Annotated in this window: 13 protein-coding genes; 4 read left to right on the forward strand and 9 right to left on the reverse strand. The window is 72.1% G+C overall.

Annotation, left to right across the window (positions count from 1 at the left end; translation table 11 throughout):
- The first annotated feature begins 520 nt into the window (after positions 1 to 520).
- A complete protein-coding gene (gene groL, locus OYE22_RS19515; RefSeq protein WP_277321606.1) occupies positions 521 to 2146 on the forward strand; it encodes a chaperonin GroEL in 1626 nt (541 codons plus the stop codon).
- A gap of 91 nt (positions 2147 to 2237) precedes the next feature.
- Here the strand turns inward: groL and murQ are convergent, their stop codons facing one another.
- Both murQ and OYE22_RS19525 read right to left on the reverse strand, forming a co-directional pair.
- Positions 2238 to 3185 (reverse strand): N-acetylmuramic acid 6-phosphate etherase, encoded by a 948-nt coding sequence (gene murQ, locus OYE22_RS19520; RefSeq protein ID WP_277321607.1) that lies wholly within the window; start codon positions 3183 to 3185, stop codon positions 2238 to 2240.
- A 193-nt stretch (positions 3186 to 3378) separates the two neighbouring features.
- Positions 3379 to 4293 (reverse strand): MurR/RpiR family transcriptional regulator, encoded by a 915-nt coding sequence (locus OYE22_RS19525; RefSeq protein ID WP_277324214.1) that lies wholly within the window; start codon positions 4291 to 4293, stop codon positions 3379 to 3381.
- Between the two features lie 134 nt (positions 4294 to 4427).
- On the opposite strand from OYE22_RS19525, the gene OYE22_RS19530 reads away from it, so the two are divergent.
- Positions 4428 to 4838 (forward strand): hypothetical protein, encoded by a 411-nt coding sequence (locus OYE22_RS19530; RefSeq protein WP_277321608.1) that lies wholly within the window; start codon positions 4428 to 4430, stop codon positions 4836 to 4838.
- Positions 4838 to 5167 (forward strand): DUF4031 domain-containing protein, encoded by a 330-nt coding sequence (locus tag OYE22_RS19535; protein WP_277321609.1) that lies wholly within the window; start codon positions 4838 to 4840, stop codon positions 5165 to 5167. Before OYE22_RS19530 ends, OYE22_RS19535 begins: the two co-directional genes overlap by 1 nt.
- A gap of 124 nt (positions 5168 to 5291) precedes the next feature.
- Here OYE22_RS19535 and OYE22_RS19540 read toward each other — a convergent pair whose 3' ends face one another.
- Positions 5292 to 6560 carry a Cmx/CmrA family chloramphenicol efflux MFS transporter gene (locus tag OYE22_RS19540; RefSeq protein WP_277321610.1) on the reverse strand — a complete coding sequence of 423 codons (1269 nt, stop codon included), beginning with the start codon at positions 6558 to 6560 and terminating at the stop codon, positions 5292 to 5294.
- A 328-nt stretch (positions 6561 to 6888) separates the two neighbouring features.
- Complete coding sequence (locus tag OYE22_RS19545) at positions 6889 to 7548, reverse strand: hypothetical protein (RefSeq protein WP_277324215.1); 660 nt, start codon at positions 7546 to 7548, stop codon at positions 6889 to 6891.
- A gap of 211 nt (positions 7549 to 7759) precedes the next feature.
- Here OYE22_RS19545 and OYE22_RS19550 point away from each other — a divergent pair, with 211 nt between their 5' ends.
- Positions 7760 to 8476 carry a copper homeostasis protein CutC gene (locus OYE22_RS19550; protein WP_277321611.1) on the forward strand — a complete coding sequence of 239 codons (717 nt, stop codon included), beginning with the start codon at positions 7760 to 7762 and terminating at the stop codon, positions 8474 to 8476.
- 146 nt (positions 8477 to 8622) lie between these two features.
- Here the strand turns inward: OYE22_RS19550 and OYE22_RS19555 are convergent, their stop codons facing one another.
- The 5 genes from OYE22_RS19555 to OYE22_RS19575 all read right to left on the reverse strand — a co-directional run bounded on the left by OYE22_RS19555 (position 8623) and on the right by OYE22_RS19575 (position 14873).
- Positions 8623 to 8751 carry a hypothetical protein gene (locus OYE22_RS19555; protein WP_277321612.1) on the reverse strand — a complete coding sequence of 43 codons (129 nt, stop codon included), beginning with the start codon at positions 8749 to 8751 and terminating at the stop codon, positions 8623 to 8625.
- 225 nt (positions 8752 to 8976) lie between these two features.
- Positions 8977 to 9444: a barstar family protein gene (locus tag OYE22_RS19560; RefSeq protein WP_277321613.1), complete on the reverse strand. Its 468-nt coding sequence runs from the start codon at positions 9442 to 9444 to the stop codon at positions 8977 to 8979.
- A complete protein-coding gene (locus OYE22_RS19565; RefSeq protein WP_277321614.1) occupies positions 9438 to 14084 on the reverse strand; it encodes an RHS repeat-associated core domain-containing protein in 4647 nt (1548 codons plus the stop codon). Before OYE22_RS19565 ends, OYE22_RS19560 begins: the two co-directional genes overlap by 7 nt.
- Positions 14084 to 14572, reverse strand: a complete 489-nt coding sequence (locus OYE22_RS19570) for a hypothetical protein (RefSeq protein WP_277321615.1) — start codon at positions 14570 to 14572, stop codon at positions 14084 to 14086. The genes OYE22_RS19565 and OYE22_RS19570 overlap by 1 nt, the downstream gene beginning before the upstream one ends.
- Complete coding sequence (locus OYE22_RS19575; RefSeq protein ID WP_277321616.1) at positions 14565 to 14873, reverse strand: hypothetical protein; 309 nt, start codon at positions 14871 to 14873, stop codon at positions 14565 to 14567. Before OYE22_RS19575 ends, OYE22_RS19570 begins: the two co-directional genes overlap by 8 nt.
- Between the last annotated feature and the right edge of the window lie 49 nt (positions 14874 to 14922).

The following is a 14922-nucleotide window of genomic DNA, read 5'->3' on the forward strand; positions in this document are numbered from 1 at the left end:
CCCCGTCCCACACCACCGCGCCGGACGCCCCCTGACGGCCCGTACGACCACCGGCCGCGCCTCGGCGACCCGCCCCCCGTTCCCGCGCGTTGCGACTGCGTACGGTGAACGTGAGTGAGCGGTCCCGCAGTCCCGCGCCCGTGGCCGGCGTCCCCGACCACCACCCCTCATCGACGCTCCTACGAAGCGCGCCTTGCGCCCACCGCGTCCCCGACCACCACCCCTCACCGACGCTCCTGCGGAGCGCGCCTTGCGCCCACCGCGTCCCCGACCACCGCCCCTCAACGACGCTCCTGCGGAGCGCGCCTTGCACTCTATGGTGCCGAGTGCTAATCATTGGCGTTAGCACTCTGATGTCGAGAGTGACAGCAGGACCGGGTCGGTGAGGCCCGCAGGTCGGGTGGGAAGGAACCTCCCGGCAGGCAGGCCGTCCGTCGCGGGCGCCGCGCGCGGTCCGGAGTATCCACCCTCCCCCAGCCACTGGCCGGGGGGACCCCCAGTCCTGGGAGGACCACTTCACATGGCCAAGATCATCGCGTTCGACGAGGAGGCACGGCGCGGTCTCGAGCGCGGGATGAACCAGCTCGCCGACGCCGTCCGGGTCACCCTCGGCCCCAAGGGCCGCAACGTCGTCCTTGAGAAGAAGTGGGGCGCGCCCACGATCACCAACGATGGTGTGTCCATCGCCAAGGAGATCGAGCTCGAGGACCCGTACGAGAAGATCGGCGCCGAGCTGGTCAAGGAGGTCGCGAAGAAGACGGACGACGTCGCCGGTGACGGCACGACGACCGCGACCGTCCTGGCCCAGGCGCTCGTCAAGGAGGGCCTGCGGAACGTCGCCGCCGGCGCCAACCCGATGGCCCTCAAGCGCGGCATCGAGCGTGCCGTCGAGGCCGTCTCGGCGCAGCTCCTCGAGCAGGCCAAGGACGTGGAGACCAAGGAGCAGATCGCCTCCACCGCCTCCATCTCCGCCGCTGACACCCAGATCGGCGAGCTGATCGCCGAGGCGATGGACAAGGTCGGCAAGGAAGGCGTCATCACCGTCGAGGAGTCGCAGACCTTCGGTCTTGAGCTGGAGCTCACCGAGGGCATGCGCTTCGACAAGGGCTACATCTCCGCGTACTTCGCGACGGACATGGAGCGTATGGAGGCGTCCCTGGACGACCCGTACATCCTGATCGTCAACTCCAAGATCTCCGCGGTGAAGGACCTGCTCCCGCTCCTGGAGAAGGTCATGCAGTCGGGCAAGCCGCTGCTGATCATCGCCGAGGACGTCGAGGGCGAGGCCCTGTCCACCCTCGTGGTCAACAAGATCCGCGGCACCTTCAAGTCCGTCGCCGTCAAGGCCCCGGGCTTCGGTGACCGTCGCAAGGCCATGCTCGGCGACATCGCCATCCTCACCGGTGGCACGGTCATCTCCGAGGAGGTCGGCCTCAAGCTGGAGAACGCCGGTCTCGACCTGCTGGGCCGCGCCCGCAAGGTCGTCATCACCAAGGACGAGACCACCATCGTCGACGGTGCCGGCGACAGCGAGCAGGTCCAGGGCCGGGTCAACCAGATCCGCGCCGAGATCGAGAACTCGGACTCGGACTACGACCGCGAGAAGCTCCAGGAGCGCCTGGCGAAGCTGGCCGGCGGCGTGGCCGTCATCAAGGCCGGTGCCGCCACCGAGGTCGAGCTGAAGGAGCGCAAGCACCGCATCGAGGACGCGGTGCGCAACGCCAAGGCCGCCGTCGAGGAGGGCATCGTCGCCGGTGGTGGCGTGGCCCTGCTGCAGGCTTCCGCCGTCTTCGAGAAGCTGGAGCTGGAGGGCGACGAGGCCACCGGTGCGCAGGCCGTGCGCCTGGCCCTGGAGGCCCCGCTCAAGCAGATCGCGGTCAACGCCGGCCTTGAGGGTGGCGTCGTCGTGGAGAAGGTGCGCAACCTGACCCCGGGTCACGGTCTGAACGCCGCGACCGGCGAGTACGTCGACCTGGTGGCCGAGGGCATCATCGACCCGGCCAAGGTGACGCGTTCCGCGCTGCAGAACGCCGCGTCGATCGCCGCGCTGTTCCTCACCACCGAGGCCGTCATCGCCGACAAGCCGGAGAAGGCCGCCCCCGCGGGCGCGCCGGGCGGCATGCCGGGTGGTGACATGGACTTCTGATCCGCCTCGCGGATCGGCTGTTCCTACGAACGAGGGCGGCACCCCCTGCGGGTGCCGCCCTCGGGCGCGTCCGGGCCCGGTTCGGCCGGTCTCAGGCCGCGCGGGCGGCGTCGATCGCCGCTCTGAGGTGGCCGTTCGCCTCCGCGAGCAGCCGCTCGGCCGCCGCGGCGTCCACGTCCGCGAGGAGGGTGAGGATGGCGTTCTTCACCTCGCCGCCGGTGGCCGCGAGGGCAGCCTCGATCTCCTGCTCCGGCGCGCCGGTGGCCAGCGCCACGATGCGGCGCGAGCGGGCGCGCAGCTTCTCGTTCGAGGCCCGCACGTCCACCATCAGGTTCCCGTACGTCTTGCCGAGCCGGATCATGGTCAGCGTCGAGACCATGTTGAGCACCAGCTTCTGGGCCGTGCCCGCCTTGAGCCGGGTGGAGCCGGTGAGCAGTTCCGGGCCGACCACGACCTCGATGCCGTGCTCGGCGGCGGCCGCGAGGGCCGAGCCCGCGTTGCAGGCCAGCCCCACGGTCAGGGCGCCGCGCTCGCGCGCGTACGTCACGGCCCCGACGGCGTACGGCGTGCGCCCCGACGCGGAGACGCCCACCACGCTGTCGCGGTCGGTCAGCTTCAGCGCGGCCAGGTCGGCGGCGGCCAGCTCGGCGCTGTCCTCGGCGCCCTCGATCGAGGTCACCAGCGCGTCCGGGCCGCCCGCGATGAGGCCGATGACCTGGTCGGGGGCCGCGTTGAAGGTGGGCGGGCACTCGCTGGCGTCGAGCACCCCGAGCCGGCCCGCGGTGCCCGCGCCCGCGTAGATCAGCCGGCCGCCGTCGGCCATCCGCGCGGCGATCGCGTCGATCGCCGCGGCCACCTCGGGAAGCCGCTCGGCGACGGCGGTGGGGACGGCGGCGTCCTCCGCGTTCATCAGGCGGGCGATGGCGAGCGTGTTGAGCCGGTCGACGTCGGCGAGTTCGGGGCGGAACGCCTCGGTCGTCAGCGTGTCGAGCTCGGCGCGGAGCCGGTCGGGCGCTTGGCCCTGGGTGCTGGAGTTCATGCGACGGGGGCTCTTTCTCGGTACGGATGAGGGAGGTTCGCAGGAGAGAGCTGGTGCGACTGGTCTGGCTGGTGCGACTGGTACGGCTGGTGTGGCTGGTACGCGTACGGGCTCGGGGGTCGCGGGCGCGGGTGCGGGCGCAGCGTGCGGGCGGGGCGGTGCGGTCGGCGTACGGGAGCGGGGCGGGCGGGGCTCAGCGGCCCGGGCGCGGGTCGTGGCGGTGCGCCAGCGCCTGGTAGGAGGCCGACAGGGCCGGGGCCGCGGTGGCGTAGGTGCGCTGCGCGACGCCGACGAACAGGCAGTCCACGACCAGGAGTTGGCTCGTGCGGCTGGACATCGCGGCCGGTCGCAGCTCGCTCTCGCGGGCGGTGGAGGTGGTCAGCACCAGGTCCGCGTACTGGGCGACCTCGGCCTCCGGGTGCCCGGTGATCGCCACCGTCGTCGCGCCCTGGTCGAAGGCCGTGCGCAGCGGTTCGATGACGTCGATGGTGCGGCCCGAGTGCGTGATCGCGATGGCCACGTCGCCCGGCCGGAGCTGCACGGCGTTGGTCACCGCCAGGTGCGGGTCGGTGTGGGCGTGCGCGATGAGCCCGATGCGCAGCAGCTTCTGCACCAGGTCCTGGCCGACCAGGCCGGAGGCGGCGATGCCGTACGCGTCCACGCGGCGGGCGGCCACCAGTGCCGCCACCGCCGCGTCGAGCTGGACCGGGTCGAGGGCGGCGGCGGTGTCCGCCAGGCACTGCTGTTCCTCCTGGGCCAGCTTGGCGACGACGTCGGCTATCGGGTCGTCCACCGCGATGTCGGCGGTGACGGCCGGCGCGCGGCCGGCGGCCTGTTGGGCGGCGAGCGCGGCGAGGGCCAGCCGCAGGTCCCGGTAGCCCGGGTAGCCCAGGACGCGGGCGGTGCGTACGACGGTGGCCTCGCTGGTGCCGGTGCGCTCGGCGAGGCCGGTGACGGTGAGCGCGGCGCAGCCGGCCGGGTCGGCGGCGACCGTCTCGGCGACGCGCTGCATGGAGCGGGTCATGGACGGGGCCAGGGCGCGGACCTTGGCCGTCAGGGCCGCCGGTGCCGGGGCCGGTGCCGACGTCGCGGCCTGGGTCGGGGCCAGCGGACCGGACGGCGCGGCGTCGCCGAGCGGGCCACCGCCGTCGGTGAAAGTTTCTTTCAGTCTGCTGCTCACTCTTTGAAAGGTATTTTCACTCGTGGCGGGCGTCAACCCTTGGTGCCCCCGACAATGGAGACATGGAGCTCGAACAGACACTGCACATGGCACGGGCGCTGGTGCTCGCCGACCTGTCGGCGGGGGACGTGGCGCGGGCGGACGTGGTCTCGCTCGTGGAGGACGCGGTGGCGCACCGCCGGTGGTGGGTCGAGCAGTGGCCGGAGGGCTCGGAGTTCGTGGCGGGCCTGGTGGCCCAGGACGTCCAGGACGCGCTGCTCGAGCGGTACGGGCGGTGGCCGCTGTGCCCGGTGTGCGTGGGCGGCGGCGACCCGCACGCCCTTGAGGTGGAGCCCGAGTTGGGCGCCGACCCGCACTGGGTGTGCGCCAAGACCACGGTCGCGGTCGCCCGGGTGGGCGCGCTTGGCTCCGTGGTGTCGGGCGGTGGGGACCACGGCCCGAGACGCGACCGCGAGGCCGAGGACGAGCACTGATGGCCGTGTACATCGACCCGCCCGTGTGGCCCGGACACGGCCGCATGTGGTCGCACCTGGTCAGCGACGTCTCGTACGCGGAGCTGCACGAGTTCGCCGAACGCATCGGCGTCCCGCGACGCGGCTTCGACCGCGACCACTACGACCTGCCGTCGGCCAGCTACGCGGCGGCGGTGGAGGCCGGCGCGATCGAGGTGAGCAGCAAGGAGTTGGTGCGGCGGCTCACCGGGGCCGGGCTGCGCCGGCCCCGGCAGGGGGCCGACGGCGCGGCGCCGCCGCGCGACGACAGCTTGGGCGACCCGGGTTCGGCGGGTGGGGCCGCCCCGTAGTCCGGCGGCCCGTGGTCGCGCGGCCCGCGTGACCGCGTGACCTCTCAGCCTCCGGCGGCTGGGCGGTGGTGTGTCGCCGGGGCGGGCGGGCCCGGGTGCGGACCCGCCCGCCGGCGGCGGGGGATCAGGCGGTGGAGCAGGACTCCGCCGCCGTGGTGGTTTCGGCCTTGGCCAGGGCGGCGGCCTTCGGCGTGGAGTCGGCCGAGCTGGCCACCACGCGGGTGCCGGGCTCGGCGGTGGCGCTCCGCCGGTGCAGGCGGGAGGCCACGGCCGTGGTGCCGACGGCGAGGGCGGCCAGCGCGGCGGCGGTCCAGGCGACGGCCGGGTAGCCCCAGCCGGCGCCGATGACCAGGCCGCCGAGCCAGGGTCCGACCGTGTTGCCGATGTTGAACGCCGAGGTCGTGGTGGCCCCGGCCAGGGTGGGCGCCGCGCTCGCGACGTTGAACATCCGGGCGTTGAGCGCGGGTGCCGTGGTGAAGGCGGTGACGCCGAGCAGCAGCGACAGGGTGACGGCGGCGACCGGCCACCGCGCGGTGAGCGCCAGCAGCGTGAGCACGGCCGTGGAGGCCGTGATGCCGCCGTAGATGGTGCCGAACAGGTGCGCGTCCGCGATGCGCCCACCGATCGCGGTGCCGATCAGGGCACCGACGCCGAACAGGCCGAGCACGGTCGGCACCCAGCTCTCCTTCAGGCCCGCGGTGTCGGTGAGCAGCGGCGCGAGGTAGGAGAACAGGGCGAAGACGGCGCCGCCGTTCAGGGCCGTGGTGATCAACGCGAGCCACACCTGCCGGTCCCGGTAGATGAGCAGCTCCCGGCGGAGCGAGGGCGCGTCGTCGCCGGTCGCGGGCGCCGTACGGGGCACGAGGGCGATGACGCCGACGAGCCCGAGCGCGGACAGCCCCGCCACCGCCCAGAAGGCGGCGCGCCAGCCGGCGTGCTGGCCGAGGAACGCGCCGGCGGGCACGCCGGCGATGTTGGCGATGCTCAGCCCGCCGACCATCACGGCCATCGCCCGGGCCCGCGCGGTCACCGGCACCAGCGAGACGGCCACCGACGCGCCCACGGCCCAGAACCCGGCGCAGGCGAGCGCGCTGATGACGCGGGAGACGAACAGCACGGCGTACGTGGGGGCGACCGCGCCGGCTATCTGGCCGAGCCCGAAGACGGCCAGCAGGGCGATCAGGGTCGTCCGGCGCGGCAGCCGCAGGGTGGCGGCGGCCAGCACCGGGGCGCCGACCACCATGCCGACCGCGAACGCGGAGACGAGCAGGCCCGCCTGGGGGATGGAGACGCCCATGTCGCGGGCGAGCGGCTGGAGCAGCCCGGAGAGCATGAACTCCGAGGTGCCGAGCGCGAAGACCGAGAGGCCGAGCACGTACACGGCGATGGGCATGCGGTGGGGCGCCGCGGGTGACTCGGGGGAAGCGGGAGGCGCGGGGGCAGGGTGGGGCGCTGTGGGTTCAGTGGGGACGGGCATGACAGGCAAGAACAGTCCGCCGCCGCCTGACATTCCCGGTACGCCGCTGCTACCTGGTGTCTTTCCGCAGGTCACACGCCCGTCAGCGGTCGGACGACACGGCCTGGGTCCGGTCTGGGCCCGGCTTGGATCCGGCCTGGGCCCGGCCTGGGCCTGGTCCGGCCAGCTCGCCCGCGCGCCCCCGCAACCGTGCCCCGGGCCGTCACCCGTCCCCGCGCCGCGCCTGCCCCGAACCGAGCCGGTGCTACGCGCTCAGCAGCTCCAGCTCGGTGGCGAGGTTGCGGCGCGCGACCCGCTCCCATCGGGTCTGCCCGGTCGGCGTCCTGAACAGGGGCTCCTGGCCGAGGAGTTGGCGCAGTACGTCGGCGCGCCCGGCGCGGAACGCGTCGTCGGGCACGAACGCGTACTCCGCGCGTACGGCCGCCGCGTACGCCGCGTACTCCTGCGGCCCGCCCGCCAGCACCGCCAGGTCCGCGTCGCACAGCACCTGGCCGTTGTGGTCCCGCTCGGCCGGGTCGTGCTCGATGGTCAGCCGCACCAGGCGGGCCACCTCGGCGGTGGTCTCCGGCGAGACTCCGGCCTCCGGCAGCGCGCGCTCGGCCAGCCTGGCGCTGCGCTCCTCGTTGGTGGAGCGGTCCGGCAGGTAGACCGCGTCGTGGAACCAGGCGGCGAGCCGCACCGCGTCGGGGTCGTCCGCGTGGTGGGCCAGCTCGTCCACGCGGTTGAGCACGGCGATGAGGTGGTCGGTGGTGTGGTAGCGGCGGTGCGGCTCGGCCCAGCGGGTGAGCAGGTTCTCGCCGTACGGGAGCGGGTCGGGCCCCGCGCCGCCCGCGCGCGCGTTGATCAGCGCCTGCGCCCAGCGCGAGAGCAGGGCGTCGGTCGCGGGGTGCGGGGAGCCGGGCACGGTGGGGGTTTCGGCCGAGTCCGTGGCCGACTCCGCGGGGTGGGGCTCAGGTCCCGACGCGCCCGGGCCCTGGCGTTGGCGCTGGCCGGCGTCGTGATCGCCGAAGGAGGCGTCGTCGGAAGGGGAATGGGGATGTGGCACGGGGGCTGGCATAGGCCAATTGTGAGGTACACCTTCCGGTCCCGGGCCGGGATGTGGCAGGCTGTGTTACATGTCTAGACCAATTCTTGAGGTGATCGCGCTCGGCGTGGACGACGCGGTCGCGGCCGAGGCCGGAGGGGCGGATCGCCTCGAACTGGTCACCGACATGGCGGCCGACGGGCTCACCCCCACACTCGACGGCTTCGCCGCGATCCGGGCCGCCGTCGACCTCCCGCTGCGGGTCATGCTGCGCTCCGCCGACGGCTTCGCCGCGGGCGGCGAGAGCGCGGTGGCGGCCCTGTGCGCGAGCGCGCGAGCACTCCGCGCCGAGGGCGCTGACCAGTTCGTCTTCGGCTTCCTGAACGAGGCGGGACAGCCCGACCTGGCGACCGTGCGCGCGCTGGCCGAGGCCATCGACGGCGCCCCGTGGACCTTCCACCGCGCCATCGACCGGGCCGCCGACCGCGACCTGGCCCGCAAGCGGCTTATCGAACTCCCCGGCCTCGACACGTACTTGACGGCCGGCGCGGCGACCGGCGTGGACGCCGGCCTGGCCACGCTGGTGGCCGAGGCGAAGCGCGGCCAGGCCGGCGAACCCGGTTACGAGCCGACCATCCTCGTCGGCGGCGGCCTGCGCCTGGACCACCTGCCCGCGCTGCGCGAGGCGGGCGTCGACGCCTTCCACATCGGCGGCGCCGCCCGGCCCCAGGGCTGGTCAGGCCCGGTGGACACCGAGTCCGTCGCCGCCTGGCGCGCGGCGCTGGACACGCCGGTGGGCGTGGGCTGAGGCGCCCCTCGACCCGGGACCGCCATGGGCCGGAGCGGCGCGGTAGGAACTGAGGCGCGCGTGGGCGCGGGCAGGGCGTCTCGCGCCCACGCGCGTGGCGTCATGCGACGGCAGGCGCGGCCGGGTCGCGTGCCTACCGGTGTGACTCAGCCGACCGCGTCCACGAACCCCATCCTCTGGTTCATCGCGATCGCGCTCACGTTGGCCGGGTGGTGGACTGTACGGACCGTGGGCAGCCCACGCTCCCGGACGAAGGCCATGCCGTACGTCTTCATGGCCAGCGAGACGCCCCGCCCCCCGGTAGGCGGCGCGCACCCCGGTCATCTCGTTCATCGCGAACGTGCTGTGCCGCGAGGTCGCGGCCATCCCCAACGCCGCCACGTCGAGTTCGAGCCGCACCCAGTGATCGGCCACGCTTACCCCTCCGCTCCCCGTCGCGAGCCCGGACGCCTGTGTGCTCGGTGGGGCCATCCTCGGGGATGGTGGTGGTGGGGACAAGATCACGCTCTAGAGATGGCGCTCTGTAGGCGAGCGACCCCCGGCCCGTCGCAAGCCAGAATGGTGCGGAACCGCGCCTGAGTGCTTCCGTCGACTCGTTCTACTTGTGACCACTCCTGCCCCGTCCGCAGCAGCATGGCGAGAAACTCGGGCACTGCTTCGGGCTCGTCGACCAACAACTCGTGGGCTTCTTCGATCACGAGCACGTAGTGTTCTGCGGGCAGCCAGGAAAGGTCACGCAAGCAGTCGTTGAGTGCGGGAAAATTCCAGCCGAAGTAATCCGGCAGTTTGAAATCGTCAAAGAATTGCATAAGGAGGCCGTCCGAGTCTCGCATGCGGCGCCCGCTCAGCCAAGCGGTAAAGGTGAGGCCGGGCGACGGGAGGAGCTGCCGAACTGACGCGCGGGCGTCCGAGCTGATAATGCGCAGCCAGGGCTCGACACCGAGCCAAGGGTCATGATCAGTCACCATTGAGGGCTTTCTACTACGATATACGTCTGATAATGCGTCGGAGTATAATATACGGAGCCGTCGCTGCCCCATACTGTTCTTTCCCCGCCCGGCTTCGGATTGTCACTTGCCGCGGGTGCGCCATATTCGCGATAAGTGATCGGATTTCCTGTCGGGTCGGTTCGTGGAAGTACGTGGGCTCCCCCCTTGCCGTCATTAGCGAAGGGCTTCATGGTGAGGTTGGGGCCGTGCCATTGGGCTCCCCAGCCTGTGGCTTCCCGCCCGTACTTTTTGACGTCTTGAATAGAGCTCATCGCCTCGTCGGGCACGCGGCTCGGTATCCACCCGCCGAGCCTGCTTGTATCTCCGAGTTGAGTACCTGGCGCAGGACTGGACGTGGGACAGGGGCCGAGCCCTAAGGGGTCCATCCAAGTGAGTGGATTGTGGACATACGACAGAGGGTTGGGTGCCGCCTCCAACCCCAGCGGATCAGGGCTCGCATACCGCCCGGTCTCCGGGTCGTAGTGGCGGAAGTAGTTGTAGTGCAGGCCCGTTTCCGGGTCGGCGTACTGGCCCGGGAAGCGGAGGGGGCAGTCGAGGTCCTGGGCGTGGGGCGGGGTGGGTAAGGGGGTGCCCCACAGGGTGGTGCGGGGGGTCCAGGCCAGGGTGCCGGTCGGGGTGACGAGTTCCTGTGGGGTGCCGACCAGGTCGGTGACGATGGCGTGGAAGCGGGTGTCGGTCTGGGTGAGGACCTGGCTGAGTGGCTCGGGTGGGGCGGGGGTGTGGTCGGTCTGGGTGAGCGGGCGGTGGGTGGCGGGGGCGTAGTCCCAGGTGGTGGCCGCTCCCGTGGTCGCGTCGCCGATCGCGACCTGCTCCGCCAGCCGGGTGCCGTCCCAGGAGAACCGGAGCTCCTCCGCGACCTGTTCGCCGTCACCCCCCAGGCGCTGCTTGGTGGCGCGGCGGCCCAGCGGGTCGTAGGTGTAGCGCCATCGGGTGCCCTCCGGGGTGACCGCGGCGGTGAGGTGGTCCTCCGAGTCCCAGGTGTAGGTCCAGGTGCGGCGTTGGCCGTTGAGGAGGCGGCGGGTGCGGCGGGTGAGCCGGCCCTGGGCGTCGTGTTCGTACGTGGTCCGGCCCGCGCGGTGGATCAGGGTTCCGGTGAACTCGCGCTCGCCGGTGGAGGGGTGGTCAGGTGCGGTCGCGTCGGTGATGTTGCCCGCGCTGTCGTACGCGTAGCGCTCCGTCCAACCGTGTGCGTGGACCGCTGTGGCGCGTCCTGCCCGGTCCAGGTCGAAGCGACGCGTGCCCGTGGTGAGGTCGCGGATCTCGGTGAGTTGGTCGTCGGCACGGTAGGCGTACTCGCGGTGTTGGAGGAGGACGTCCGCCGCGGCCCCCGACCGGTGAGTCAATCGTTGGCTGTTGAGCCGGTCGAGCTCGTCCCAGCGTTGGGTGAGGGTGACGTCCTCGCCGAGGGCGCGCGAGATCTCGCGTCCTGCCGCGTCGTGCGCGAAGCGCAGTTCGTGACCGGCCGTGGTGAGCGTGGCGGGACGTTGCGCCGCGTCGTACGTCCACCGCGAGACCAGCCCTGACGGGGTGGTACGCGAGGCGCGACGGCCCGCCGCGTCGTAGGCGTAGCGCGTCGTACGCTCGTTGACCGTCTCGGTCAGGAGTCGGCCTGCCGCGTCGTAGCTTCGACGCAGGTCCGTGTCCGCGTTCCGGGCGCGCAGGAGTCGGCCACTCGCGTCGTAGGTGTACGTGACGCCGGGGCGATCACCGTCCGGGTGCGCCGCGACGGTGCGGCCCAGTGCGTCCCGCACGTAGCGGATCGTCTCCCCGGCTCCGTTGGCGCGTGCCGTGAGTCGTCCCGCCGCGTCGTGTGTGTACGAGGTGCGACGGCCGTTGAAGTCCGTCTCCGTCGTCAGGCGGCCGGCCGCGTCGTAGGCGTAGGTCCACGTCCGACCTTGGGGGTTGGTGACGGACGTCAGGCGTAGCTCGGTGTCGTAGGCGAAGGCGTATCGCGCGCCGTCGGCGGTGGTGTGGGTAGCGGGCAGGTCGAAGTGGGTGTGGGTGTGTCGGGTGGTGTGGCCCGCGGTGTCGGTGTGCTCAGTGAGGTTGCCCTCGGCGTCCCAGGTCCAGGATTCGCGTGTCCCGTCGGGCCGTTCGCGCCAGGAGAGCTTGCCTTCGATGGTCCAGCCTTGGCGGGTGGTGTGCCCAAGGGGGTCGGTGATGGCGGTGACGCGGCCGTGGGTGGCGCGGCGCAGGGTGGTGGTGTGGCCCGGCGGGTCGGTGATCTCCACGGGGAGGCCGGCGGCGTTGGTTCTCAGACGGGTGGTGTGGCCGAGGGGGTCACTGACGCTGGCGAGGTGTCCGGTCTCCTCGTCGTACGTGTAGTGGGTCCGGGCCCCCGTCGGGTCCGTGGTCGTGAGGCGGTTGCCGTGGGCGTCGTACGTGTGCCGCCACAGCGCGCCGTCCGGCTCGCGCACCTCGACCGGTAACCCGAAAGCGTCGTACGTGGCGGTGGCGGTGCTGCCGTCCGGCCGCTCGACCTTGATGAGACGGTCGTCCTCGTCGTACGCGTACCGGGTGGTGTGGCCGAGCGCGTCGGTGACCGCCAAGGGCCGGTGCGGGCGGTCGGGGTGCCACTGGGTGCGGCGCGTGTGCCCGAGTGGGTCGGTCTCCGCCACCACCTTGTACGTCTCGTCGTAGACGTAGGTCGTCTCGTAGCCGAGCGAGTCCGTGTAGGTGGTGGTGCGCCGGGCGCTGTCGTAGTGCAGCCGACCGGTCATCATGTCGCCGCTGCCGATGGTGCGCAGCACGCGGCCCCGTCGGTCGTAGACATAACCGAATCGGGTCCCGTTGCGGTCGGTCCAGGAGGTGATGCGGTGGTCGGTGTCGTAGGTGAACCGCAGGGCCTCGCCGCTGGAGTTGATCACGTCGGTCAGGTTGCCGGCGGCGTCGTAGCCGTAGGAGACGAGTGTCGTGCCCGCCGTCGTCGCGCCCACGCCGAGGAGGCGGAGGGCGGTGATACGCGGTGGTCCCGAACCGGCTCCCGTCCCTGGTTCTTCTCCCGTCGGGAGAGCCCCCGTCTGCCGAGGGGCGCGGTCATGCCGGTCGGCTCCGACGCCGGAGCCGTCCTCATGGCCGACGGAGGCCGCGCCGGGGCTGGTGTCCACCGCTATCCGGTAGCCACCGGAGTGCGTGACCTCCGTGGGCGTGCCCTGCGCGTCGTACGTGAACGTGATCGTGTCGCCGTTGTGGTCGCAGACGCTGACCAGGGGCAGTTCCGTGGGCTCCAGGCCCGGCAACGGAGCGAAGTACAGGGTTCGGTCACGCTCTGGTTGGGCCAGCCGCATGGTGCCGCCCGCCGTGCCGTCCCAGTACAGGGGCCAGCGGCGCCCGCCCTCCGGGTAAGTGTCCTCGTCGGGCGTGGGAACCGGGTAGCGCAGCACCATCCCGTCGTCGGCCACGAAGACGACGCCGTCACCGTCCAACTCCAGTCGCTGGTCCAGCGTGGCGGCCCAGGTCCGACCGAACCACCCGCCGCAGGGGTGGCCGGAAACGAAGGCACGCTGAAGCACCAGTGGAAGCGCGCCCGGCAGGGACACGTCCACGGCCGACATGACCATCTCGCCCGTGGCCACGTCGATGGGCTCGCCGCACGTCGCCTTCTCGGGACCGCACTGGCGCTGGGTGCCCTCGCCGTCGGCGCGCTCCCGCGCCGCGCCGTCCCGACCCAGCTCCGCCTTGCGACGGTTGAGCCGCGTCGCCGCGTCCCGGCCCGACTTCATGGCGTCGCGCAACACACTGCCGCCGCCGGTGGCGATGGCCAACACCACGGAGGGTGCCAGGCTGCCCATCGCCCGGTAGGGATGGTCACTCCACTCGTCCCAGTTGGCCGCCGCCTTCAGGAAGCCCTGTGGGTCCTTGGCCGCGTAGACCGCCCCGTCGGTGATCTGCGCCAACTGCATGGCGATGGCCTTCTCATCACCGGTGACGAAGGGCACGGCCAACTCGGCCATGCCGTTGATGGCGTGGTGGGCGCTCCACAGCGCCTCCTTGAGGTTCTCCTTCGCCGACTGGAACCCGCTCGGCTTGTCCGGTGCCTTCTCCGCCGCGGTGTCGATCTTCTTCTTCACGGCGTCGACGACCGGCTGCAGCTCCGCCCTGAGCGCCTCCAGACGCCGTACGCACCCCTCCATCGCGGTGATACCCGGGTTGGTGTCGGGCGGGCGCTCCGGAAGCGTCTCGTCCTCGCGCTCGATCGCCGCGTTGTAGTCGGCGACCCGCCGGTCGTGCCGCTTGGCGTCCGCGCGCGCGGTGTCGGCCGCCTCGATGATGGGCAGGCACCGCTTCTGCACGGTACGGAGCTTGACCGCGTACGCGGCCAAGGCGCTGGCCGCGTCGGTGAACCGGTCCCGGGCCGACGTCAACTCCTTGGGGAGCCGGTCCACCGCCTTGCGGAAGGCTCCCGCGCCCTTGCCCTGCCAGTCGGCCAGGTGCAACGGACCCAGACGGTCGTGCCCGTCGCGAAACGCGCCCGCGTACGCGCGTAACTCCGCGACCAGCGAGTCGACGTCATCCGGCTCGCCCGGTATGAGGTCCTTGGCCGTGCAGCCCTCCGGGATGGCGGGCCGGGCCGGGTTCCACCGCTCTGGCTCAGCCATCAGTCCTCATCCACGAAGTCCTGAAACTTCTTCCAGTGGCCGCTCTCACCGGGCCGTGGGTCCATCTCCGGAACGCCGTACTTCTTCGCCGCCCAGGTGCTCGCGTCACCGATCGGCAACTTGGCGATGTTCGCGTCCGAGGGCCAGAAGTTCTCCACCTGAAGGATCTCGGCCAGCATGTACGCGGCGACCGCCTCGTACAGCCGATCCACCACCTCGTCCGCGTGCTCGGCGAGTTGCCGCATGCCAAAGCCCCATGACGAGACGAACTCCTGCCCCGCGTGCAGGATCTCCGGCGCGCCGGCATGCCGCAGGTACCCGGTCAGCCGCTCCTCGTCGCGGCCCATCGCACGAGCCGCCGCCACCGACTCTTCCAGCGGCAGGATGAGCCCCTTCACCTGGGCGATCTCCAGCCGGTAGCCGACATCGCCCTCCCCGTCGCCGAGGTCCCGGTCGTGATGGCCGTTCCACTCCTCGGGATCAGCCACCGACCCCCTCCCGGTGCTCCGCGTTCAACCCACCGACGGAAGGCAGGGAACGATCGCTTCGCGTGGTGGACGCCGGTACCGCCTCTTCAGCGGCGTCCACGACCAGCGCGCGCAGCACCTCCCTGTCCAGGACGAATGGTTGTTCACCCAGCGGGTCCACCAACGCCCGCACCCCGTCAGGAAGCAACCCCACCAGGTCCTCGACCGTGGTGGAGGCCCAGTCGCACGCCCCCGCGTACAGCGCCAGACCGGACACCGACGTGAACACCGCGACCAGCGGGCCCTCGTCCGTCCGCGCCACCAGGAAACCAGGGGGCGCGGGCGGTCGTGGACGCTCGAAGTACAACCGG

It is taken from the genome of Streptomyces sp. 71268, from assembly GCF_029392895.1.
Classification (GTDB): Bacteria; Actinomycetota; Actinomycetes; order Streptomycetales; family Streptomycetaceae; genus Streptomyces.

Bases quoted from the DNA above. Each gene is read 5' to 3' on its own strand.
- groL (WP_277321606.1), top strand. From the start codon at position 521: ATGGCCAAGATCATCGCGTTCGACGAGGAGGCACGGCGCGGTCTCGAG.
- murQ (WP_277321607.1), bottom strand. From the start codon at position 3,185: ATGAACTCCAGCACCCAGGGCCAAGCGCCCGACCGGCTCCGCGCCGAG.
- OYE22_RS19530 (WP_277321608.1), top strand. From the start codon at position 4,428: ATGGAGCTCGAACAGACACTGCACATGGCACGGGCGCTGGTGCTCGCC.
- OYE22_RS19535 (WP_277321609.1), top strand. From the start codon at position 4,838: ATGGCCGTGTACATCGACCCGCCCGTGTGGCCCGGACACGGCCGCATG.
- OYE22_RS19540 (WP_277321610.1), bottom strand. From the start codon at position 6,560: ATGCCCATCGCCGTGTACGTGCTCGGCCTCTCGGTCTTCGCGCTCGGC.
- OYE22_RS19550 (WP_277321611.1), top strand. From the start codon at position 7,760: ATGTCTAGACCAATTCTTGAGGTGATCGCGCTCGGCGTGGACGACGCG.
- OYE22_RS19555 (WP_277321612.1), bottom strand. From the start codon at position 8,751: ATGAAGACGTACGGCATGGCCTTCGTCCGGGAGCGTGGGCTGCCCACG.
- OYE22_RS19560 (WP_277321613.1), bottom strand. From the start codon at position 9,444: ATGGTGACTGATCATGACCCTTGGCTCGGTGTCGAGCCCTGGCTGCGC.
- OYE22_RS19565 (WP_277321614.1), bottom strand. From the start codon at position 14,084: ATGGCTGAGCCAGAGCGGTGGAACCCGGCCCGGCCCGCCATCCCGGAG.